The 25,334-nt window shown below is 53.6% G+C and carries 12 protein-coding genes; 8 read left to right on the plus strand and 4 right to left on the minus strand.

Annotation, left to right across the window (positions count from 1 at the left end):
• Positions 1–236: 236 nt before the first annotated feature.
• Both DFP98_RS09065 and DFP98_RS09070 read left to right on the plus strand, forming a co-directional pair.
• Positions 237–5,195 carry a DUF4838 domain-containing protein gene (locus DFP98_RS09065; RefSeq protein ID WP_181917578.1) on the plus strand — a complete coding sequence of 1,653 codons (4,959 nt, stop codon included), beginning with the start codon at positions 237–239 and terminating at the stop codon, positions 5,193–5,195.
• 117 nt (positions 5,196–5,312) lie between these two features.
• Positions 5,313–7,910, plus strand: a complete 2,598-nt coding sequence (locus tag DFP98_RS09070) for a hypothetical protein (protein WP_116060246.1) — start codon at positions 5,313–5,315, stop codon at positions 7,908–7,910.
• Positions 7,911–8,188: 278 nt separating this feature from the next.
• Here the strand turns inward: DFP98_RS09070 and DFP98_RS09075 are convergent, their stop codons facing one another.
• The 4 genes from DFP98_RS09075 to DFP98_RS09090 all read right to left on the minus strand — a co-directional run bounded on the left by DFP98_RS09075 (position 8,189) and on the right by DFP98_RS09090 (position 12,386).
• Entirely contained in the window at positions 8,189–8,980 is a 792-nt protein-coding gene (locus tag DFP98_RS09075; protein ID WP_116060247.1) for an ABC transporter ATP-binding protein, read from the minus strand.
• A gap of 6 nt (positions 8,981–8,986) precedes the next feature.
• Positions 8,987–10,087, minus strand: a complete 1,101-nt coding sequence (locus DFP98_RS09080) for a FecCD family ABC transporter permease (protein ID WP_116060248.1) — start codon at positions 10,085–10,087, stop codon at positions 8,987–8,989.
• Positions 10,087–11,127, minus strand: a complete 1,041-nt coding sequence (locus tag DFP98_RS09085) for an ABC transporter substrate-binding protein (RefSeq protein WP_116060249.1) — start codon at positions 11,125–11,127, stop codon at positions 10,087–10,089. The genes DFP98_RS09080 and DFP98_RS09085 overlap by 1 nt, the downstream gene beginning before the upstream one ends.
• A gap of 221 nt (positions 11,128–11,348) precedes the next feature.
• Positions 11,349–12,386 (minus strand): helix-turn-helix domain-containing protein, encoded by a 1,038-nt coding sequence (locus DFP98_RS09090; protein ID WP_116060250.1) that lies wholly within the window; start codon positions 12,384–12,386, stop codon positions 11,349–11,351.
• A 299-nt stretch (positions 12,387–12,685) separates the two neighbouring features.
• Here DFP98_RS09090 and DFP98_RS09095 point away from each other — a divergent pair, with 299 nt between their 5' ends.
• The 6 genes from DFP98_RS09095 (at position 12,686) to DFP98_RS09120 (ending at position 25,252) form a co-directional block, all read left to right on the plus strand.
• On the plus strand, positions 12,686–12,970 hold the full coding sequence (locus DFP98_RS09095; protein WP_116060251.1) for a late competence development ComFB family protein: 285 nt from the start codon (positions 12,686–12,688) through the stop codon (positions 12,968–12,970).
• Positions 12,971–13,291: 321 nt separating this feature from the next.
• A complete protein-coding gene (locus DFP98_RS09100; protein ID WP_116060252.1) occupies positions 13,292–14,935 on the plus strand; it encodes a type 2 periplasmic-binding domain-containing protein in 1,644 nt (547 codons plus the stop codon).
• A 317-nt stretch (positions 14,936–15,252) separates the two neighbouring features.
• Positions 15,253–20,781, plus strand: coding sequence for a polysaccharide lyase family 8 super-sandwich domain-containing protein (locus DFP98_RS09105; RefSeq protein WP_220377072.1), 5,529 nt, complete (start codon positions 15,253–15,255; stop codon positions 20,779–20,781).
• Positions 20,782–21,107: 326 nt separating this feature from the next.
• Positions 21,108–22,013: an ABC transporter permease gene (locus DFP98_RS09110; protein ID WP_116060297.1), complete on the plus strand. Its 906-nt coding sequence runs from the start codon at positions 21,108–21,110 to the stop codon at positions 22,011–22,013.
• A 14-nt stretch (positions 22,014–22,027) separates the two neighbouring features.
• On the plus strand, positions 22,028–22,906 hold the full coding sequence (locus DFP98_RS09115; protein WP_116060254.1) for a carbohydrate ABC transporter permease: 879 nt from the start codon (positions 22,028–22,030) through the stop codon (positions 22,904–22,906).
• Positions 22,907–22,927: 21 nt separating this feature from the next.
• Positions 22,928–25,252, plus strand: coding sequence for an AraC family transcriptional regulator (locus tag DFP98_RS09120; RefSeq protein WP_181917579.1), 2,325 nt, complete (start codon positions 22,928–22,930; stop codon positions 25,250–25,252).
• The last annotated feature ends 82 nt before the right edge of the window (positions 25,253–25,334 follow it).

Raw genomic sequence — 25,334 nt, forward strand, 5'->3', positions numbered from 1 at the left:
TCGACGGCGATAGTAGAACACCGCAACAGATGTCAAGGAAAGCAAGATTGGCAAATAGCGCAGCAAATTCATGTGATTTATAGTTGTTTTGTAAGCGTTTTATATTTGTGTCTATAGGGGGGCCGTTTGGAATAGCTCGAACCATATGCAAGTCCTCGATTTGACGAGAAGCGGAACGATGGACGGCTATGGCTTCTTTGGTATGCTCGTTAATCTATTTAAGAGGGGTTGATGTTGTGGGAAGGTTACGTTCTAAGCGTTTACTATCGCTCGTGTTGATCGCGAGCATGATCGTATCGGTCTGGATGCCGACTCAAGCTATGGCGGTAAACGAAAAGGCCAATACCGAGCAAGGAGCTGCGTATGTCTCGAAACATTGGGCGCAGGGGGTCTTGGATAAATGGATAGGACTCGGCTTACTCAAGGGATACGAGGATCGTGACTATCGGCCGGATAATCCGGTCACCCGGTCCGAGTTTGCGGCTTTGATTAATCGGGTTATCAGCTTGCCGGCCGTTCGCTCCGGCGCGAATCCATTCTCGGATGTCGGCGAACAGGTCTGGTACGCACAGGACGTCTTCAGACTTCACGCTGCCGGCATTATCAAGGGAGCGGGCGGGAGTCGGTTCGAGCCTAACAAACCGATTACCCGTCAAGACGCCGCGGTCATCGTTGCTCGAGCGTTCAGGGTGAAGGCGGACGTTAAAGCATCTGACGAAGGCTTTACGGATGCAGCATCCATCTCTTCCTACGCCGTCTCGGACGTGTCGGCATTAAGAGCCAAGGGGTACTTAAAAGGGAATGGAAATCATCAATTCAATCCCAAGGCAAATATGACGCGCTCCGAGGTCGTACAACTGATAGATAACGTTATGGGAACTTTGATCAAAGAAAAGGGAGATTTCAATACCGACATTGAAGGAAATCTCGTCGTGAATACAGACGGCGTCTCACTGAAAAATATGGTCGTATCCGGCGACCTATTCATTACCCAAGGTGCGGGAGAAGGAGAGATTTTGCTGGACGGCGTAACGGTAAAGGGAGCCACTTACGTTCTGGGCGGCGGAGAAAACAGTATCCTTATTCGCAATTCCCGGCTGTCGGGTCCAGTGATCGTTGACAAATGGAACTCGCGGATTCGCATCGTGGTAGAAGGAACAACGGAGATTCAAGAGGTTCAAATGCTTTCCGGAGGAATTTTGCAAGAAGGAAAGTTGCAAGGAAAGGGATTTGTGAACGTCATTATTCTCGTTCCGAACGATCAAATCGAGGCTAGAATCGTTCTGGATGGAGAATTCGATGAAATTAGACATATGACCGGAACGGTAAGCTTCGAACTAAGTCGTATCGCCAAAGTTGTACTTATGATCTTTAATGCGGCAGCCAACGTTACCGGCGAAGGAGTCATTGAGACGGCTAAGCTTAACGTAAGCGGCGTTAAATTCGACAAGTGGCCCAACAAGGTGAATTTTTCAACAAATGTGTCGGCTATGATTGGGAAAGAGCTTGTGACGGCGGACAATCGGAATGCAACTACAAATTCGGGCGGCAGCGGCGGCGGCTCCCCTCCGTCGACGTCAACGCCGGAACCGTCGCCCTCTCCGGAACCAACGTCAACTCCAGAACCAACGTCGTCCGCAACAATCGTTGAATCCGGTATAGCCAAAGCGGATATTTTCGTGAGTTCCTCGGCGAACGAGATGATGGCGCTTGCTGCGAAGGAGCTTCAGGATACGTTAAAGCTGGTTAGCGGCGCCGAGCTTCCGATTTATAAGTGGAACCCCGAATCATCCGTTAGCGCGGCGTTATCGGTCAGCGAACTAAACGTCAAGAAAAGCGGGACATATCCGATCCGGCTCGATCTCGTCAATAACGAGGAAACGCCGGTACACGTCGACTTGACGCAAAGCTTTGTCGGCCCTATTACGGCAAGCTTCCCTGAAGGAGTGGCATTGGCCGGGTACGAGAACAAATCCGTTGTCGGCGCTGTGTATGTGGCGAGCGCAACGCCGGTCGGAGCACATGTCGTTACGATTCAGGCAAGCGTAGGCGAAACGCCGTTAGGCCCGGTGACCTTAAGCGTGCATTACGATCCCAACCTTCTCGCGAATTCCGGATTCGAATTGTCTAATTCGAACGGAACCAGCCCGACTGGCTGGTATTCGCCTTCAGGAGGCAGAGACAATGTCGTTCGGCACGACGGCAACTACTCGTTAAGGCTGGATTTAGGGAGCTCTGCCTACATGTTTGCGCGCACGGACCAAAATCTCAAGCTGGAGCAGGGAAAACGCTATAAATTAAGCGCTTGGGTTAAGGCAACCGGTAACGGAGAAATGAATATGGAAATTCACGAAATGCAGGCAAACGGGGGCAATAATCCTGTCACCGCTAGGGCGATCGCCTCTTTAAGCGAACAGTGGCAACTCGTGGAATTGCCATATTCCCCGGATGCGAATGCGCAATACGATTATCATCGGATTTTCTTCTTCATGTCCGGTACGGAATCGATGTGGGTGGATGACGTCATCTTAACCGAGATCGTTGAAGAACCTTCACTTGATCTTCTATACAACTCCGGATTCGAAATCGGGAATTCGAACGGCACCTTCCCGGATGGCTGGTATTCGCCGACGGCAACTTGGGACGATCAAGAACGGAAGAACGGAGGACGCTCTTTAAGACTGGAATTACAAGGCTCGGATTATATGTTTACGAGGGCTTTGCAAGATCTGGATCTTATACCGGGAAAGCGATATAAGCTGAGCGCATGGGTGAAGGGAGCCTCGGCAGGTTCCGTCAACATGGAGATTCACGAATTACTGGCAGGCGGCGGCAATAACCCGGTTACAGCAAGGACGGCTGTTGACGTAACCGATCAGTGGCAGCAGATTGAGTTGGAATATGCGCCCGATGCCAGCGCCGTATACGATTATAATTGGATCTATATATTCATGTCGGGGACGGAATCGTTGTGGATCGACGACGTCACGTTAACGGAAATCGGCAACGATGCCGAACCTGAAAACGATGACGGAAGTGATAACGCCAATGAAAGCGCGAGCGATGACGACCGCGTCCGGATCATTCTGGCAACTCCGGATACGAACGCGCAGCTTTCCGGGATGTTTCCGGAAGATCTCGCTTATTTGCAAGGAACGGACGGATTTGCCATTCGAACATCAGGGAATCGGATTTATATTTTCGGGGAGAATGCCAGAGGCGCTTTAAACGGCGTTTATGACTTCCTTACAGATAATGCAGGAGTGCTGTGGACGAGGTCGACGGACTTCGGAACGCTTTACGAGAACCAACCTACCCTTGTTGCGAACAAAATCGATTATCGGGAAAAGTCCCCGTTTAAGCTGCGAGGATGGCATACGACCGGTTCCGGAAAAGCGGGAGAGTTTCATGCGGACGCGGACAGCGAGTCCATGCTGGCTAGGAACAAATTAAACGCCAAGCTGGCCGAGATCGGAAATATCGATTACTGGGAGCGGCAATATGCTCTGGGTCTAAATCCGGTTCTACTCGGTCATAACCTTGATTTCTGGCTTCCGAACGAGAAATATTTTGCCGATCATCCCGATTACTACAATGAAATCAACGGAGAATACGTTCCCGTATCGTTGGAGCATTCTCAAATCAACTTCTATCATCCGGACGTTCCCGGGGTGATCGCGAATGAAATGAGGCAGCTTCTTTCCGTTCAGGACATGGATTACCTTGGAGTCGGAATTATGGATAACCAGGTTTTCGACCAGGGGCAATTAAGCAGGCAGCCGTTCACAACGCCTGACGGACTTGTCGTTCAACCTGAAGATCCGGCTTACAAGTCGACGGTTTTCTTCACTTTTCTTAATAAAATAGCAGCCGATATTAAAACAACCCATCCGAACGTCAAAATTACGACTTTTGCTTACTTTTTTACGGATACTCCTCCGAAAGTTGAGCTAGAGGACAATATCATTATCGTAATGGCGCCGGCTGCCGAAGACGTCAGAGTTCCTTTCAATACGAGCGATCAGAACAATTCGAATTATTCCTATAAGCTTAAGCTCGAAAGCTGGGTACAGAAAACGCACAACATTCTTATGTACAATTACTACGGTTGCTGCGCCACGGACATCTATGAAAGGCCGATAGCCGAGAAGGTGCAGGCGGACGTGCAATATTATCGCGATCTTGGCATATTGGGCGTGCTGCCGGAAGGACAATTGGATAACGGGGTCGTCTGGGGCGTCAACGCGCTGCAATATTGGCTTATTAATCAATTGTTCTGGAATCCGGATGCGGACCTGGAGGCGCTCAAAACCGAATTTTTGGAGAAGGCGTACGGAGCCGCTGCGGAGTCGATGAGAACTTATTACGAGCTGATCGAGCAGGGCTGGAACTATGATCAACAAGCGGTCGGCGTCTATTCCAGGGCAAGCCAGTTGATCGGTCATTACGTTATTCAAGCCGGCATTAAAGATGCCGCCCAATCCGCTTTGGATGAAGCTTGGCAGCTGGCCGACGCGCAAGCGAAGAAGAGGATCGAGCCGATCAAGACGACATTCGAAACGATGGTTTATCTCGTGGGCGAGCTTCCTAATCTGTCGGCAACGGCGTCCAAAACGACCTACGGCAAAGAGCAGATTATGAATGCGTTGGACTTCGGAGCGGGGCCTTGGGCCGGCATACAGCCCGTGACCGAGTTCCGCGAGATGGGTACCCGCAATGAAGTGCAGGAGGAAACGAAAGTGTATCTCTTGTGGGACGACGAAAACCTATATGTAGGTTATGAAAATCTCGATAACGATCTGGATGGTATGGTCGTAAGCGAGGACGCTCCCGGGGAGTGGTGGAGAAGCGGGGCGGACGACTCGGTCGAAACCTACGTGACGGGCGACAAGACCGGAACCTATTACGGATTTTTCTCTAATCCTCGGGAAGTAAAGTTCGAATACAAGTCGTTCCAGGACCCGACCTATAACGGGATCTGGCAAGTCAGCGCGGAGGTGGGGACGGACCGCTGGAATACGATTCAGGCGATTCCGTTCGCGAGCATCGGCGTCGATCCGAGCACGACGGATACGTTGTACGGATTCTTCTTCCGCAATTTCCATGGCAAAGAACGTTTCATTACTTGGGGCGGCGGAATGGTGTGGAATCCGTCCGAATTTTATCCGATTCATCTCGACGGAGGCAATCATTAAGATCGGCATCGTTCCGTAAGCTTGTAGAATCTTCCGATAGCGCGCTCCTCCTCTCCATTGCACAGGGGGAGTGCGCTATTGGTTTCTAATGCTTCTACGAAAAAGGAGTGATTTACGATGAAGAATAAGTATAAAATCGCTTCGCTTCTCTTCTCGGTTACTTTGCTGCTGACTTTTTTTAATCCTTATCAAACGGTATCGGCCTCAACCTCGGGTTCAACAAGTGACGGAACCCTATTGGTTAACGGGCAGCCTTTTTTTCCATTCGGCTTTTACGAAGTGGCATGGGGGCAAATTCCGTGGCACACGAATAATTTTACGGTCGAGTCGGATGTGGCGAGCTTTGCAAGAGTTACAAATGTAAAAGGCGTGAGGTTAAAAATACTTAAAGCCAATATGGTTCAGAACTATTTCGGTATTGTGGAAATTGAGGTGAACGACGGATCGGGACCCAACCTGGCTACCTCGGCTACGGCGAGCGCAACAAGCGTGCATGCCGATCCGAATCATTCTCCTGCCGAATTAAACGATGGCAGCTTGTCCAACGATTATGCCAGCGGCACATTTCCGGCGATGCCGGCATATGTGACCTTGACGTGGAACAGCGCGAAGTCCTTCGATAAAGTCACGCTCAAAGCGTGGCTTTGTCATACGATTGCGCCTACGCATTATGAAGTGGAGGTATCCGCAGACGGAGCGACGGGATGGACGAAAGTGGCAAGCTCATACAAGATGCCGGCGGGCAAGCTTTCAGCGGATATGCATCAATTAGCTGCAGACGGCTTTAACGTCATGCATCCTTCCGCCGACCTGGATAACGGATTCGACACAAGTTTCGTCGACGATGCCGGTGCAAAAGGAATCAAGCTTATGCCTGAAAATATTGCTACGCTCGTTAATTATAATTTTTTGGCGCAATGGAAAGATAAGCCTGCTATTCTAGGTTGGAGCATTTGCGACGATTGCGATCCTTACATCGAGCCCGCGACGGCTCAAAGCTATCAAGACGCTGTCAGGGCTATCGATTCCAATCATATTACTTACGGAACGGGTGCGCATTATACGTATGAGCCGGGATACAATGTCGGAAGTTATGTGAATATCCTGGATACGATGGGGCGGCAGATGTATCCGATCGGCACCAGCATACCTATGAATACGGTATACGCCGCGATGAAGGATACGGCCGATGCTTATAGAGCCGCGGGGAAACCGGCGTTTGGAGTTATTCAGACCTTCAGTTGGTACCAGATCGCGCCTTCGTTGCAGCCGGACCCCGTATTGGGACGTGCTCCCGATGCGAGCGAAGTGAGAAACATGACCTACCAAGCGCTTGCGGCTGGGGCAAAAGGAATCTTATTTTTCCCCTACTATTATGCACCGAACAATACGACGATTCCGGCCGATCTGTACGCGGAGACCAAAGCTATGGTCCCCGAGATTAATGCCTTGAAGCCGGCGCTAATGCTCGGCAATAAGACGGAGGTACCGACGGGAAATCCGAATTTAAGAGTGACTCATTGGGAGTATGACGGGAAAGTATATGTCATCGTCGTCAACACAAGCTATGACTCGGTGGCGAATGTTCCCTATCATCAGCCGGGGGGACCTGGGACGCCGGCTGATGATAGCGCGTCTATTCCATTGCCGGCAGGCTATCAGAATGCTGTCGCGAAGAGCATGTTTACTCGACTGCCATCCACGCTATCGATAGGCACGGACGGGAAACTGTCGGGGACGGTTGGCGCTGAACAGGTACAAGTGTACGAATTGACACCCGTCGGGAAATACGACCCTCTAGTTACCGGGCAAACATTAGGAGCTCTGCGGAACGATTTCACCGGAGAAGCGGGATTCAATTTTACGATCGGGGGAACCGCTCGAACCGTTACATCTCTAGGAAGGTTCTATGTAAGCGGAAATAACAAGTCCCATACGGTATCCCTATATAAGGAAAGCGATAAATCTTTAGTGGCATCCTGCACGGTAAACATGGCAATCGGGACAGCCGACGTTTCGGGGTTCAAGTACTGTACATTACCCGCATCTATTACGCTAGCGGCTAATACTTCATACAACCTTGTTTCGAGCGAGACGAGCGGGGGAGATCAATACTATCATGATGATACGACCGTAACCCTAGGATCGGGCACGGCTAATTTTGCGATATTCAAATGGAATGGAGTCTGGTACTACGACGGTTCGGCTTCTCAAAGCTTTGGTCCGGTTAATTTGTTGTTCAAGGACTCCTCGAATTTCTCTATGCTGACCGGAAAAACATTGGGATCCCCTCAAAATAGTTTCACCGGAGAAGCGGGCTTCAATTTTACAATCGGAGGAACCGCTCGAACCGTTTCGTCCCTAGGAAGATTTATGGGTAACGGCAATAGCGGCTTGCATACGGTATCCCTATACAAGGAAAGCGATAAGTCGTTAGTCGCTTCTTGTACGGTGAATATGGCGGCAGGCAAGGCGGATGGACTCGGCTTTAAATACTGCAATTTATCGACGCCCGCATCGCTGTCGGCCAATACCTCCTATAATCTCGTGGCGAGCGAAACGAGCGGAGGAGATCGATATTATCATGATGATACGACCGTATCTTTAAGCAATGCGTGGACGGCGAACTTTGCGATATTCAAGTGGAACGGAAGCTGGTACTACGACGGTACGGTTAATCAGAGCTTCGGCCCCGTCAATTTGCTATATTATTGAAGGCATAAGCTGGGTGAGACCGCGCTAATTGAGGAAGCTTGGGGATGGAGGACTGAACAAGGACGCTGCGGAAAATGACGCCGCTGCTTGCCGGAGAAAGCCGGCGCCGCCGCGGAACGCTCCGGCGCCGGCCGGAGCGTTGTCTTCGGACTTCGAGAGATTCGGGAACATTCCGCGCTGGTACGGGTGTGGCGCTAAGTCCTCTAAGGTGTGAGCTTCGGCCCCTGCGCCAGCCCATGCCCTTCGAATAGCGCCGAGCCCCATCGATTCTACAGCCCTTACACCGCCTCGGAGCATGGATGCGGAGCGGCCGGCAAATAAGCGATTGCCAGATCGCCGGTGATCGGGTTCGGGTATACCTCGCAATCTACGTCGTATACTTCCTTGATCAACGACTTGGTTAACAGCTTCTTCGGAGGACCGAAGCCTGCTACCTCTCCATGCTTGACCGCATAGAGCACATCGCAGTACATAGAAGCCATGGACAGATCGTGCAGCGCCGCCAGCACTCCGATGTTCAGAGATTTGACGATCGAGAGAATCTGGAGCTGATACTTCATGTCCAAATGGTTGGTCGGCTCGTCGAGAATGAGAAACTTCGGCTGCTGGGCGATGGCCCGGGCGAGGATGACGCGCTGCTTCTCGCCGCCGGACAAGGTCAAATAGCTGCGGTCGGCGTAAGCCGTCAGATCGACTTTATCGAGGGCGTCGCGCACAATTCGCTCGTCCTCCGCGTTATCCGCCTCCATAAAACGCTTGTGCGGCGTTCTGCCCATCGAGACCATCTCCCGGACGGTGAAGTCGAAGCCGAGCTCGTTGAACTGGCCGACTACCCCGAGCGTCTTGGACAGGCTGCGGACGGATGATTTCAGCACGTCCTGCTCGCCGAGCAAGATCCGTCCCTCCCGGGGCTTGAGTATTTTATAAATGCTTTTCAGCAGCGTGGATTTGCCGCAACCGTTCGGGCCGATGAGGCCGACGAATTGCTTGTTCTTGACCTGCAAGCTGATTTTCTTGACGACATCGACGCCCGACAGAGCGACGGACACACAATCGGCGTTTAATTCCATCGTCTATTACCCTCCGAATCCGTATCTTTTTTTGAGCAGCATGTACATGAATATGGGCGCTCCGAACAAGGAGGTGAGAATTCCGATCGGGAGCTCCCCGTTAGGAATAACCGTGCGAGCCGCAACGTCCGTCCAGATCATGAACAGAGCGCCGAACAGGGCGGCGGCCGGGATAAGCCGCTTATGATCCGAGCCGGCGAAGCCGCGCACGATATGCGGCACGATAAGTCCTACGAAGCCGATGATTCCGCAGGAAGCGACCAGAAAGCCGGTAACGACGGCCGAGAGCACCATGTACAGACGTCTGTAAAAGACGAGGTTGACGCCAAGGGTAACGGCAGCCTCTTCCCCCATCAGCATTGCGTTGAGTATCCGGGATTGCAGCAGAAAATAGAGCAGAGCGACCAGAACGACCGCGGCAATGAGCGGCAGGGACGCCCATTGTGCCGAGGCCAGGCTGCCCATCGTCCAGAAGGTGACGGACCGGATGCCTTCGGCGTTTTTGGCGAAGTAAATAATAAAGTTCGACATCGCGCCGCACACCGCGTTAATGACCGTACCGGCCAGCACCAGCTTGACTGCGGAAGATTTGCCTCCGATGCTGGCAAGTCCCAGTACGAGGGCCGTTGCGCCCAACGCCCCGACGAAGGCCCACGAAGCGACCCCGAATTCTCCCAGCCAACCTCCGAAGCCGAAGCCGACCATAATCGCGAAGGTGGCGCCCAGCGACGAGCCGGACGAGATGCCTAGAATAAACGGATCGGCCAGCGGATTCTGCACGGCCGCTTGCATCACCGAGCCGCACAGCGCCAGGCCGATGCCCGCGATTGCAGCCAGCAGCACCCGGGGCAGGCGGATTTGCCAGATGACGTCGACGAGCAGTTCGTCGTTAATTACGCTTGCGTGTCCGGTCTGAAGCCCGGTAATCTGATGGAGCAGAATTCGCAGCGAGTGGCCGAACGGAATACCGATCTGACCGATCGATACGGATAAGATGATCGAGCAGCCCACCGCCGCCAACAAGAGCAGGGCGATCGCCGATGACGGAAGGCGTTTGGCCCCGGGAAGACGGTCGGCGGGGCGCTGCGCGACAGGCGAGCTTGCCATTACGATTGGCCTCCGAACAATCCGGGATGAAGGAAGGCGGCCACATCTTCGTAGAGATCGGCCAACTCCAGGCTGCCGCGAATGGCGTTCGTATAGTCGGCGACCATGACGTCCCCGTTCTTGATCGCCGTTACGCTGCGCAGCGTCGGATTGTTCAACAGCTTGTTCCTCGCGGCTTCGCTATCCGAGCGTTGAAACTCGGTCAGAATGATTTTGTCCGGATTGACGGAGAGAATCGATTCGGCCGACATCTCCACGTAGGTGTCCTCGGACAGTTTCAAATACTCCCCGCCCGAGCCTTCGATCATCTCGTCAATAACGCATAGGGAGGGAGAGTAGTAGTCGTACGTCTCCCGGCCGCCGCTGGCGACGAGCAGCACCTTCGGCTTGACGGATACCTGTTCCGTGGTCTTCTGAATGGCGGCGATGCGCTCTCGTTGTTCGGCGATAAAGGCGTCCGCCTTGGCTTCGATATTCAGCGCGGTGCCCAGGTTGGCAATGTCGTCGAAGAACCCGTCGATCGTTCTTCCGATCGTGTAGTTAATTCCCGCGAGCACGGGAATATTCCGCTCGTTCCAGAACGCGATGTCGCCGATGCGGTCCTTCTTGAAGCCGGACGACATGGCGACGATCAGATCCGGCTTCAACTCCAGGATTGCCTCGGGGGACGGCCACATCTCGGCCAGAATCGGCAGCTTGGCGATTTGTGCCTCGTATTTCGAATAGGACTTGTCCAGATAACCCAATCCCGCGATTTTATCTTCTTCCCCGAAAGCGAGCATCAGCTCCGCAAAGCCCTGTCCGACGACGACGACCCTTTCGGGCGCTTTCTCCAGCGTTTGCCGAATCTCTTTTCCTTCATCGTCGTACATCGAGAGCGTTACAGGGTAACGGCCGGACTGTTCGGAGGCCGCTTGCTTCGAAGGAACGGCGTTTGTCGTTGCGGCCGGCAGTTCCGGCGCGGAATTTTGCGAGCAGGCGCTTAGCAGGGGCAGGCATAGTGCCAGTCCGAGCACGCCGCGTCTTAGTTGAGAGAGCATGTCATTTCCTCCTTTGTAATTGAGAACGATTATCATTATACCTAACAATCGAAGAGCCTCTTATTGAGCGCGGGTCCGATTCTTGTTGAGCGATGAGCCGATTCGTCTTTTTTGACAGCACAAAAAAGGGTTTGTCCCATAAGTAAGGCCGTACAGGCTCTTTCTGCTTACGGAACAAACCGGAAATGCCGGGGCGACGCTCATGAAGGAAGACGAGTCGGTTAACGTTTATGCAAAATGGAAGTTTCCCGGTATTGCATCGGGGTCATTCCGAAATGCTTCTTAAAGGCGACGCCGAAGTTGCTTGGATTGGAGTAGCCTACCTCGTAAGCGATCTCGCTGACGGACCGATCCGTGCCGAGCAGCAGAGACGAGGCTTGCTGGAGCGTCTGCTTGCGGTGATAGCTGAAAATCGTATCCCCGTACAGCATTTTAAACCCTTTCGTAAGCCGTTTAAGCGCAATGCCCAATTGATCGGAGAGCGAGGATAGCGTCGGGCATTCTTCAGGCGATTCCATCAGCAGGCGGGGAATCCGCTTGATTTGCCGATACTCGTGAGGGCTTAAGGAGATGGCCACATAATCGCTGACGCGCTCGATTTCAAGCGACACAATGGCGGACAAGATCTCGGACACCTTGCTCTCGTAGAAGAGGGCGCGCGTTAAGACGGGTAAGCGGCAGTGATAGATTTGCAGGAAGGCCGAGGCGATTTCCGGGGACGCTTGCGCCCCGAGATAATACTCGGCCCGCTCGCGGGCATCCATGCGCTCGATCGTCTCGTTCCAGATTCCGATGCCGGCGCTGCCGAAATAAGCGGGCAGCGCCGCGCGGCTACCCGTGATCGATACGCCGCGGTAGGCTTGTCCGGCATTGCGCCGAATATTGCCGCTGACGGCCTGCGACAAGGAGACGGAAAGCTCGTTGGCGGCAAAGCGGGCCTCTCCCGCCTGCCGTTCGTGAATGTGCATGCTTCCGTCAATGCAGTATTCCAGCTCGAAATAATCGTCGTCCAGATCGAACGCGGTCACCATCTCGTCCGTCAGTACGAAGTCGTAAATGAGCAGCATAACGTTGGATTGCAGAAGATACATTTGCAGCGTGCCTTGGCCGTATTCCGGCTTAATATCGTATACGACGCCGCTGCCTGCGGCATGGTTCGGCAGGAAGCGGACGGTTCCGAGCTGTCCGTGAATGGCTTTATACTGTTCGAGCATACGCATGTATCCGTTGCCCGTATGCACGGAAAAATGGTGCGCCATCTTTAGTCCTCCTTCGCATCGCCGAACTTTTCGAGCGCTTTGGGGAATCGGCCATACCAAATGTTATCATACGCAAGCGCGCAAGTGATAGACTATGGAGAGGATGGGAACGTAGGGGCAACTCGCATTCGCAGTACAAAGGGAGATTCGAACGATCTTTTTATTACGTTAGGCTTAGGAAGAGATCGGGCACCGGGACAATCGAACCAACTCTGCCGCGCCCCTCTATCGATCGGGGACTTGCCTGCCGATATAGGAAGGGAGATCTGCATTACCGATTCAGATGGAGAGTGTCAAATATGTTCTTTTCTCGCGAGCTATCCGTATTTAATGCGATGGAACCGATCGTCAGCGGTTTATTCGAGGAGCATTACGTGAAATCGGGAATTTTGGAATGCAGCTGCAACCAATGTCAGATGGACATCGTGCTGCTGGCGTTGAATCATTTGCCTCCGCGCTATACGTCCGGCCAAGCCGGTGAAGCTTATATTAAAGCGATTTATCAGGAGCCGCAGCTTCAGTCCGACATTTTGCGCGAGCTGACGAAAGCGGTGCAGGTCATTCGGGACAGCCCCCGCCATTAGCCGGCAGAGCGTCATCCGTATAGGGTGGCGTTTTATTTTTTTTGCCTGTAGCGAGCTTGGCTATTTAGGGGAAACTTATATGAAAATAGGGGCATTCCAAAGATAAATGAACCTCGTCAAAAATTGTTACTCGCGATTTGTCTAGATTTGAATACGTCTTCAAGAGTTGCGAATATACACATTCCGGGATGTCCCTGTACGATGGGGATGTGATGAACCGAGCCGGCACGGCAGTCTTGCAGTCATAAACAGTCCTACTAATAAAAGCGGCTGTGCGGACATGCGGTAAACATCAAACTCAATCCTAAAGGGGAGTAACAGATGAAGAAAGTCTCCAAATTTGCGCTTCTGCTTTCTATCGCATTAACGACCGGCGCAATCGCCACGGCTTGCTCCAAAGACAGTTCGAACGGCGGCGCAAGCAGCAGCGCCGCGCCATCCAGCCAAGCATCCAGCTCGTCCTCAAGCGAATCGTCCGCCGGACCGATAACGCTGAAGCTATGGCATCCGCTTAATCCTAACGCCCAAGCGGTCGTGCAGAGCCTGAGCGACGTAGAGATGGTTCAGGAGTGGGAGAAAAAAACGAACGTTAAATTCAAATTCGAGCATCCGACCGGCACTGGCGCCGACGCTCAGCAGCAATTCGGCGTTATGGTCGCTTCGGGCGATCTGCCCGATCTGATCGTGTGGAACATGACCAATTTCCAAGGCGGTCCGGCCAAGCTGTACCAGGACGGCACTATCATTAAGCTGAACGAGCTGATCGACCAATACGCTCCGAACCTGAAGAGAATTCTGGACGAGAATCCGCAGGTGGCGAAGCAGATCAAAGCGGATAACGGGGATCTCTACGTTTTCCCTAACCTGAAATATGGCGAGTACGGGAAATACAAAACGTTCGCCGGCCAAATGATCCGCAAAGATTGGCTCGACGAGCTCGGACTGCAATCGCCGGAAACGATCGACGAGTGGGAAAACGTACTGCGCACGATCAAAGAGAAGAAGGGGATATTCCCTTATACGGCTGAAAAAGATTTGCTGCTCGGCTCCCGCAATTCGTCCGATTTCATGGGAGCGTACGGCATCGGCAAGGAGTTTTACCTGGATAGCGGCAAGGTACAATACGGGCCGATGCAGCCTGCATTCAAAGATTACTTGGCGCGTATGCAGCAATGGTACAAAGACGGGCTGATCGATCCCGATTACGCCTCCAACGACGGCAACGCCAAAACGGCGAAGATGGCTTCGGGCAAAGCGGCCGCATCCTTCGGATATATCGGAGGCAGCATGGGACAGTGGCTACCGGCCCTTCAGGAAACCGTTCCTAACGCGATGCTGGCGGCTGTGCAGTATCCTGTAATGAACAAAGGCGACGAGCCTAAGTTCACCGAAACGGGTTGGGAATACAGCAATGTAGGCGCGCTTATTACCAGCTCGAATAAAAATCCGGCCGAGACGATCAAAGCGTTGGATTACCTGTTCAGCGACGAGGGCGCCGTACTCAAAAACTTCGGAGTCGAAGACAAAACCTATACGTCCGTAGACGGCCAGCCGAAATATACCGATCTGATTCTGAACAACCCGGACAAGCTGCCGATCGGCCAAGCGATGGCGAAATATTTTATCGCGAACTATCCGTTCCCTGGCTTGGACGACGACCGTTACAACGACCAATACTATGCGCTTGACGCTCAGAAAGATGCGGTTAAGGTGTACGCTCAGTATTCGAACAACGCGGCTTCCGTTCTGATTCCGCCGATTTCGTTGACGCCGGAGGAAGCTTCCGAATTTGCCAAAATCATGACCGACGTGAACACGTACCGCGATGAAGTCGTAACCAAAATCATTATGGGTTCCGCGCAGGTCGACAGCTTTGACAAAGCTCTCGAGCAATTCAAGAAGATGGGCATCGATCGCGCACTCGAGCTGCAACAAGTTGCGTACGACCGCTTCCAGCAGCGTTAATCCCGGCGGGGATGTCTCATAAGTCAACCAAGTTGCTGTAAAAGATAATCGATGATAAAGGTGCAAGGGGTATGTGCCTCCCTCCGATGCTATACGCTTTCTGAAGTCTGAATGGGTAAACCCGTGATAAGGTGATTTCAGAAGCGTATGAGGCAGTCTCCGGGAGGCACATCCCCCTTTCTTTATATCTCGATCATCTCAAGCAACTCTGCTTATAGGACAACCCTTTTCATTATCCGAAATCAACTTCATTTCTTCCGAGGTGATCAATTTTGAAAACGCATTCAAAATTATGGAATAAGATGTTAGCGCTTACCATGGTTGTTCAATTGATGGGCATGGCCGCTCCGGCAGGACAGTCACACGTACGGGCAGCGGCAGTAAATGTAGCGGATAACGGCGGCTTTGAAACCATGAGTGCGGGACAAACGGGTTGGGTGAACGGAATAGGAGCGAGCGGATGGGGAGTGTGGAACGCTTCGCCAGGCGGACTTGTATCGGTGACGGACGCCGTATACTATTCCGGCAACCGTTCGCTGGAGATCAAGCATCCGGCATCGGCGAGAACCGGCGTGAGCGAAGATGTGACGGTAGACAAAGTGCAGGCTGGAGGAAAAGCGTATAAGCTGGGAGCCTGGATCAAGACGGAAAATGTAACGGCTAATCTCGGCGCGTTTATCCGCACGCAGTATTACGAGAAGCTGACATCCAAGGACGGCTCGAATGTAAAGCTAGGGGACGGCCCCAGTCTGGAAAAGCTGACGGGAACAAATGACTGGACCTATCGAGAGATCGTTCTGAACGCTCCGCCGTCGACCCGATATATCCGCTTGGAGCCGTTCTTCGAGACGGGAACCGGGACGGTCTGGTTCGACGATGTTACGCTTCAGGAGTGGGAGGGCATCACCGGTCTGAGCTTGGAGCCGGCGACGTTCAAGCTGCGCAAGGACGAGAGCTACACGCTGACCCCCCGCGTGCTGCCTGAAGACAGCACGGGCTACGAGCTGACGTGGAGCTCTTTAAATCCAGGCGTAGCCTCCGTGGACCAGCAGGGCACGGTTACGGCGCATGAGACGGGAACGGCCGTTATCCGCGTCGCAACTACGGACGGCCTGCTCGCGGCGCAAAGCACGGTGTCGATCGAATCGCCCGAGCTATTGGACGGATACGCCGCTTTGCGCGCGAAATGGCGCGATCTGCTGCTGGGCGGGCAGCAGGTGCTCGTTGAAGATCCCGACATCCAATTGGCCATCGAACTGCTCAATGCCAAAGTCGCCAATGCCGAGCAGACGGGCAGTTGGGACCTGCTAAGCAAGGAGGCCGATCCGACTTCCTTGTTCACGGGCGTTATTACAAAGACGAATACGAAGTCCGCCAATATCTCAAGCGCTTACGGCCGAATTGTCGACATGGCTTCGGCTTACAAGAACCCTCATTCGGCGTTCTACGGCAATGCCGAGCTGCTGAACGATGCGTTCAAAGCGCTGGATTGGATGCATAAGTACCAATATAATCCGGGCAAGTCGGTCAGCGACAACTGGTGGGATTGGGAGATTGGCGCTCCGCAGGCGCTCGCCAACATTTTGGTGCTGTTATATGACGAACTGCCCGAGGATAAATTCAAGCAATACTTGCAGTCGATCGATCGTTTTGTGCCCGACCCTCGCAAGAGGCTGAACGGCGTTACCGAGACCGGCGCCAACTTGCTGGACAAGGCGTTGGTCGTCACGCTGTCCGGGGTGCTGGGGGAAAATGCCGGCAAAATCGACTTGGCCAGAAGCTCCATCACGGGCGAGTTCCAATATGCCGTATCGGGAGACGGCATCTATCGCGACGGTTCCTTGATCCAGCATAGCGATCTCGCCTATACCGGCGGCTACGGCTCCGTTCTATTGGGTCGTATATCCGATCTGTTTTACTTGTACAGCCGATCGCCGTGGGAGATCACGGACCCGAATGCGGACAATGCGTATCGGTGGGCGGAGGAGGTATTCGAGCCTTTGATCTATAAAGGCGCGATTATGGATTCGGTCAAAGGACGGAGCATTTCGCGTTCGCGCGATTCCGACCATCTGTCCGGCCGGGGCATCATTCGCACGATCGGAAGGCTGACGCAGGGCGCGCCCGACGCTTACGCCGCCAGCATGAAGAGCAAGATCAAAGAATGGATACTCGCGGACACCAGCTTCGAGTCCTATTACAAAGGGTTGTCGCTGTACGATATTAACGTGCTCAAGAGCATCGTGAACGATCCTGCGGTAACGGCAAGAGGACCTCTGGTGAAGCATCATCAATTTTCCGCCATGGATCGAATCGTGCATCTGCGAGACGGCTACGGCTTCGGCATCAGCCTGTTCTCCGACCGCGTCTCGGCTTTTGAATTCGGCAACGGCGAAAATGCGAAGGGGTGGTACACGGGTATTGGAATGACGAGCCTGTATACCGACGATCTGAAACAATACAGCAATGAGTATTGGCCGACGGTGAACAGCTTCCGCTTGCCGGGTACGACGACGGACGGCTACGCCAAGTCTCCAACCGCTTGGACGTCCTACTACAACGGCCGGGATTGGGTAGGAGGTTCTTCTTTGGACGGTCTGTACGGCTCTGCAGGCATGGATATGGCTCTGAGCAAAAGCACCGGCAGCAATCTGACCGCGAAGAAATCGTGGTTCATGTTCGACGACGAGATCGTAGCGCTAGGTTCGGGAATTACAAGCCCGGACTCGCGGAACGTGGAGACGATTGTGGAAAATCGCCAAATCAACGAGGCCGGCAGCAATGCGCTGATCGTCAACGGCGAGGCGCAGCCGAATCAGCTTGGCTGGCAGACGACGCTGAACGATGTTCGTTGGGCAAATCTGGAAGGCAACGTGCCCGGTGAGCGGATCGGCTACTATTTCCCGTACAGTCCGTCGATTTCCGCTTTGCGGGAAGCAAGAACGGGCACATGGCAGGCGATCAACTCGGGCGAAAGCGCCGATCCGGTAACAAGAAACTACTTGAGTCTGGCTTTCGGGCACGGTACGGCGCCGCAAAACGGCTCCTATGCTTACGTGCTGCTGCCCAATCAAGACGCGGCGACGACGGAGAGCTACAGTATGAATCCCGACATCGAGATCGTCAGTCAGACCAACCAGGCGCATGTCGTCAAGGAGAAGAAGCTTGGCATTACCTCCTACAACTTCTGGGAAGGAGCGACGGCTGGGGGAGTGAGAACGGATCGTCCGGCTTCCATCCAAATGCGCGAGCAGGGGACGGAACTGACCGTGGCGGTATCCGATCCGACCTGGAAGGCCGGCAAAATCATTGTCGATCTGGACAAAGTCGCCGGGGAGACGATGAAGGCAGATGCGAGCGTTCGGGTGCTGCAGACGATGCCTTATCTGCGTTTGGAGGTTAACACACAGGGCGCAATGGGACAAACCCGTACGATTAAATTGCGCTTCGACCCGAATCGCAAGGCCGAGTTCGAGCAGCCGATCGTCATTCCGGTAATTGAGGACGCCTATGTGAATGCCGGTTCGAACGCTGCAGTGAATTACGGATCGGTTCAAAGTCTGCAGTTTAAAAATGGAAGCGGCAACTACTTACGCGAAATATTGCTGAAATTCAATCTGAGCGAATGGGAAGCGGACGAGGAGATTGCTTCAGCTAAGCTGTTCGTATACGGCAACGTTAACGATAGCCGCAAGGGAACGTCGGAAATCGGCGTTTTCCGGGTAGGGAACGGCTGGACGGAGAATGCAGTTACGTGGAATACGAAACCGGCAGAGGGAGCGAGGCTCGATAAGGTCTTGTTCTCGGATCAGCTTCAGTGGAGATCGTTCGATGTGACGGAACTGATCGAATCTTCATCAGAGCCGGATCGTGTCGTCAGCGTATTGGTGAAACAGGTGACGACGGATTTGTCCGGAATTATTAGAAGCAAAGAGAGCGAGAACGGCATCTACAAGTCCTACTTGGAAATTGCCTTAAAGCCGCAGGCGCCGACGCTGGAGAGCCTTGACGTCGCGGCTCCCGAGTCGCTGCTGGCGGGAGCTTCGGGGACGATTCGCACCGAGACGCTGTACAGCGATCAGACCCGTCTGCTTGTAACGGAAGGCGTTCAATATACGAGCAGCGACGAAGCGGTCGCCACCGTCGATGCGGACGGCACGATTCGCGCTCATCGCAAAGGCGAGACGGCGATTACGGTTTCTTATCAAGGCAAGGAGAAGACGTTTACGCTGGAGGTTGTCGTGCCCGAGGCGGAGTTGATCGGCATAATTCTGAACGGCCCGACTGAGCTCGTAGAAGGAGAGACCGGCCAAGCGGTGGCGAAGGCTCTGTTCGACGATAACTCCGAGGTCGTGTTGACGGAAGGCATCCAATACGCGAGCGGCGACGAAACAATCGCATCGATAGAAGCGGACGGAGCAATCCAAGCCTTGGCTAAGGGAACGGCGCTCATTTCGGCGACGTACGCGGGCAAGACGGCTTCGTATACGCTAACGGTCAAGAAGAAAGAACAAGAGCCGGGGAACGGAAATGGCAATGGCAATGGAAACGGCAACAGCAATGGTAATGGCAATGGCAGCGGAAATGGTAATGGAAACGGCAATGGAAACGGCAATGGAAACGGAAACGGCAACAGCAATGGCAATGGAAACGGAAACGGCAACAGCAATGGTAATGGCAATGGCAGCGGAAATGGTAATGGAAACGGCAACAACCCGTCGCCTGCACGAGTAGAAATTACCGGCAATCAGTTGCAAAGCCAAAATGCGGTTAACGGACAAGTGAAACTAAGCTTCGACAAGCCGATCGCTGAGCTCGTCTTGCCTGGCGATGCCGGCGAGCTGCTCGCAGACAACGATCTGGCGATAGCTGCGAACGGTATCGGCATCGTTGTTCGGGCGGAACTGCTCAAATCGTGGCAGAAACTGGCTGGAGACGGTTCTGCGCAGGGAGGCAGCATTGTATTGCGCTCGGGAGCGCTGCCGGACAGCGAACTGAATGCGCTGCTCGCGGCAGAACGAAAGCGTACAGGTGCCTCTATTCAGACGACGGGAGGGACGCTCGGCTTCTCGGTGAATGTGATGCGAGCAGGCGGCGGAACGGTCGCAGTGAACGAATTTGACGAGCCGATCTCTCTCGTGATGCCTGCGAACGTTGACGGAAGCTTGATCGGAATTTACCGGATCGAAGACGACGGCAAGCTTCGCTATGTCGGCGCCGTACACAGCGAAGGCAAGTTTGCGGTCGCTGTGCGCGAGCCGGGCCGGTACGCGGTTCTCGCTTACGAGAAAAAGTTCGCGGATTTGCCGGACGCGCATTGGGCTGCCGAGCAAGTCAAACAGCTCGCAGCCAGACAATTGATTACCGGCGTATCGCTCGATTCGTTCCAGCCGAACAGATCGATTACGCGGTCCGAATTTACGGCGCTGCTCGTTCGTCTGCTTGGTCTTCAGGAAGCGGGAGCGATCGGCTTCTCGGATGTGAGTCCGAACGCATGGTACGCGCATGACGTTGCGTTGGCGATTCAGGCCGGAATCGTCCAGGGGGCCGGCTCGAAGTTTGCGCCGAACGCTGCGATTACCCGTCAGGAGATGGCGGCGATGGTCGTTCGCGCTTACGAGTACAAAGCAGGCAAATCCTCGTTGGACGATGCGTCTTCGGCACAGTTTGCCGACATCGGCTCGGCTCCGGCTTGGGCGCAGGAAGCAATCCTCAAAGCTAATCGGCTCGGGCTCGGAGAGGGACGGACGCCGACGCAATTCCGCCCGCTCGACAACGGCACGCGCGCGGAAGGCGCCATGCTCATCTACAGATTAATGCAGTCGCTGGACAATTCCAACGACTGACCAGAGGCAATAGCGGCTTCCGGCTTCGGCCGGGGGTCGCTATTTTTCGCATAGTGCATTCTCTGCCGGACTCGGCACAATGCCCGCCCAGCAAGGCTTTTTCGGTCCATTCCAAAGAAAAATGAATCGCGTAAAAAATTGCAATCCGCGATTTATCGGGATTTGTCTAGATTTGAATACGTCCTAAAGAGTTCGCAATATACACGCGTTCCCCGTCCCGCTAGTATGGAGCACAGGATCAGGTCGATGGCCGGCATCGACCCTTCACCAAGCAAGCGAAAGGAAGTTAAATTTATGATTTCTCGGGAGGCGGGAGAGCGCCTATGATGCAGAAGCTCAAAAAGGACCTGGTGCAAAACAAAGCCATTTATCTGATGGTGCTGCCGGTCGTGCTGTACTATTTCATTTTCAAGTATTTGCCCATGTACGGGTCGATCATCGCTTTTAAGGACTACAGCATTCCGAAAGGAATCCTGGGCAGTCCATGGATCGGCTTCAAAAATTTCGCGGATTTCTTCGATAGCGTCTATTTCTGGCGGGTGCTGCGCAATACGCTGCTGCTTAGCGTCTACCAGCTAGTCTTCGGATTTCCGGCGCCGATTCTGCTGGCGATCCTGCTGAACGAAATTCGCAGGAAGCTGTTCAAGAGCGTCGTTCAGACGGTCACGTATTTGCCGCACTTCGTGTCGCTTGTCGTGATTTGCGGCTTGATTCTCGACTTTACGAACCGCGACGGCTTCATCAGCACCATTATCGAGTTTTTCGGAGGCGAGCGCACTACGCTGCTCGGCGACGCCGCCAATTTCCGCAGCATCTATGTCGCATCCGGCATCTGGCAGGAGCTGGGATGGTCGTCGATCATCTTCCTGGCGGCGATCAGCGGAATCAACCCCGACTTGTACGAAGCGGCCAGAGTGGACGGAGCGGGGCGTTTCCGGCAAATGTGGAGCATTACGCTGCCGAGCCTTATTCCGATTATTATGATTTTGCTCATATTGCGTATCGGGGGCTTGATGGATATCGGCTTCGAGAAAGTCATCCTGCTCTATAACCCGAACACCTATGAGACTGCGGACATTATCTCCTCCTTCGTTTACCGGAAAGGGATCGCCGAGGGACAGAACTACAGCTTCACTTCCGCCGTCGGCTTGTTCCAGGCGATTATCAACTTTGTATTGCTCATCAGCGCCAACTGGTTTTCCCGCCGTATTTCCGGGAACCGGCTATGGTAAGGAGGGTTCGATAGATGATGAAACTGACCGTATCCGATCGCGTGTTCAACCTGGTCAACGGGATACTTATGCTGCTGCTCGTCGTGCTTACGCTGTACCCTTTTTACCATGTCATCATGGCATCCTTTAGCGACTCGAACCGGCTGCTTGCGCACCAAGGCTTGCTGCTTAAGCCGTTCGGCTTCAGCTTGGCCGCTTACGAGCGGGTGCTCGACAATCCGAACATTTTCAGCGGATACCGCAATACGTTCATTATTCTGATTTTCGGCACGCTTGCCAATCTCTTCTTCACGGCGTTGGGCGCATACGGTCTATCGCGGAATTTCCTGCTGCGCAAGCCGATCATGATCGCGATCATCTTCACGATGTATTTCAGCGGCGGCCTCATTCCGACTTACTTGCTGGTCAATAACTGGCTGCACATGGGCAACAGCTTGCTAGCGCTTATTGTCCCCGTCGCCATCAGCACGTGGAATCTGATCATCATGCGAACGTCCTTCGAGGCGCTTCCGGAAAGTCTCATTGAATCGGCGAAGATCGACGGCTCGGGAGAGTTCGGCATTTTGTTCCGGATCGTCATTCCGTTGTCCATGCCCGTCGTAGCGGTTATGATATTGTACTATGGCGTCGCGCACTGGAACTCGTGGTTTAACGCCATGCTGTTCCTCCGCAGTCGGGATTTGTTCCCGCTGCAGCTCATTTTGCGCGAAATCCTTGTCCTGAACGATACGAATTCGATGCAGCTTGGCGATGCGATGGCCGACCAAGAGGGCGTAAGAGAAAGTATCAAATATGCTACAATTATGGTGGCTACGGTTCCGATTTTGCTGATTTACCCGTTTCTGCAGCGATTTTTCGCCAAAGGCGTCATGATCGGAGCTGTGAAGGAGTAAGCGGCGAGGTCGCGGATGCGGATGAAATTTTCTATTTCGGCGGTGAAGACGGCTATGAAGCGCAAGGTTTATAAGTTTTGGCTGTATTCGTATCTGTTTGTTTTATTTATTCCAATACTCATAACCTTGGTCGTGCTGCTGCGTTCGCAGGATATGCTGGTAACGGAAGTGCGCAAGTCCAACGATGCGCTTCTGGATCAGGTGCGGCAGTTTATCGACAATCAGACCGCCGACATTCGCCGCTTCGGAACGCAGCTGTCGTTCGATCCGAAAATCGCGGCCTATTTGAACCGGGATACGCTGGATACGACGGAGGCCAGGTTCAGCACGATGGACATCATCGCGAACCTCAAGCCGTATACCACTAACGGCGATATGACCGATTTCTATATTTTTCTTAAAAATCATAACTCCGGAATTACGACGACGACCTATATGCCTGCCGACGATTTGTTCTCCGTGCTGCACAAATCGTCGGGAATTAGTTACGAGAATTGGCTGGCGTGGGTGAAAGAGGAACAGCCCGGCACATTCATGGCGCTGAACGAAAATATGCAGCCGGGAACGAACTCGCTCGTCTACGTGCAGTCGCTGCCGCTGCAGGAGCTGCATCAATCCCGGGCTACGCTTGTCGTCCTGCTTAACCAGAGCAGGATCAAAGAGGCCGTCTCTCACATCGAGCTGGCGAGTCAAGGGTCTGTGTACGTGCTCGACAGCGAGGGGCGCCCGATCATGACGACCGGAACGGAGAGCGAGCTAAAGGAGCTTCCTTTGGCGCGAATGGCCGATACTCGCGGTTTTATGGTTGAGCATATAGAGGGCAGCAATGCGGCAATTTCCTACGTCCGCTCCAACGAGACGAATTGGACCTACATTTCGGTGCTGCCGGAGAAGGTGTACCTGGCCAAAGTCACGCTCCTGAAAAATCTGATTTACCTCGCGATGCTGCTGTGCGTCGTCCTGGGCGGTCTGACGGCTTTCTGGCTGACGAGAAGGAATTACGCCCCGATTCAGAATATGATGGATTTCGTGTCGAGCAAGGTTAAGACGAATATGAAAAGCATGCCGAACGAATTCGCCGTGCTGCAATCGTTCATGACCGAAAGCGCGGCGATTCAGGACGAAGCGAACAAGCGCATGCTGGAGCAACGGCTTGTGCTGCGCAATCAATTTTTGAATCGTCTGCTGAGTGGCCGTGTGGACACGGAATCCGCGCTGTCGCAAGCGATTGAGTCGCACGATTTGCGCTTCGAGACGGACCGCTTCGCTGTGCTGCTTATGCAGGTCGAGGATTATGCGCCGCTGTTTAGGGACAATGAGAAGCTTGACCTGGAGAAGAAAACGCAGTTCGTCTATTTGATCGTGACGAACATTTTCGGGGAAATGCTGTCGTCCGGTTATCGCGCTTATTTTACCGAGACGAATGGGAAGATCGCCTGCCTGGTCAACCTGCCCGGCAAAGAGAAGGAAGCGAAGAAGGAACTGCTGCAGATTGCCGCGGAAGCCAAAAGCTTTATCCAGGAACGGTTTTTCGTCCGCTTCTCGATCGGGGTCAGCGATGTGCATACGTTCTGGTCTTCGATTCCGAAGTGCTTCGAGGAGGCCGAGGAATCGCTCGAATACAAGCTGGTGCTCGGCTCCAATCAGATTATCGCGTACGAATCCGTCAAGCGGCCCAAGCACGAGCTGTACTATCCGCTGGATAAGGAACGCCAGCTCATCAATCAGATGGCTGCGGGCGATTACGAGCAGGCGGCGGAGGTGCTGCAGCGCATTCTGATGGCGAACTTCTCGGACGGGACGCTGTCGCCGCAGATGGGCAAGCTGCTCATGTTCGAGCTGGCGGGCACGATGCTGAAAGCGGTGGAGCAGTTCCAGCTCGGCACGACGGAGATCATGGTCGAGAAAACGGATCTGATCAAGCAGATTACGCAATGCGAGACGTTCGCCGAGATGGAAGTCGAAATTTTGACGTTCCTGAAAACGGTATGCGACTATTTGCAACAGAAGAAGAAGAGTCACAACACCGACTTGAAGAGCCAGATCGTGGAGCATGTGCTGGACAACCTGAGCGATATGAACCTGAGCCTGACCAGCATCGCCCTTGAGTTCGACATCAATCCGACCTATCTGTCCCGGTTCTTCAAGGAGCAGACGGGGGAAAATCTGATCGATTTCGTCAACAAGCGGCGAATCGATAAAGTGAAAGACCAGCTTACGTCTACGGACGATGCGATTCAGAATATCGCCGAGCAGTGCGGCTTCGCCAGCAGCCAATCGCTGCTGCGCGTATTCAAGAAGTACGAAGGCATCACGCCCGGACAATACAGACAGAGCCGGGGCTGACGTGACGGCCCGATCTGGCCGGGCCTTGCGCCGGAAGTGGCTGTCCCATAAGCAGCGTTGCTCAAGATGATCGATAAATAAA

This window comes from Cohnella phaseoli (genome assembly GCF_003386235.1).
In the GTDB taxonomy this organism is placed as follows: domain Bacteria; phylum Bacillota; class Bacilli; order Paenibacillales; family Paenibacillaceae; genus Cohnella; species Cohnella phaseoli.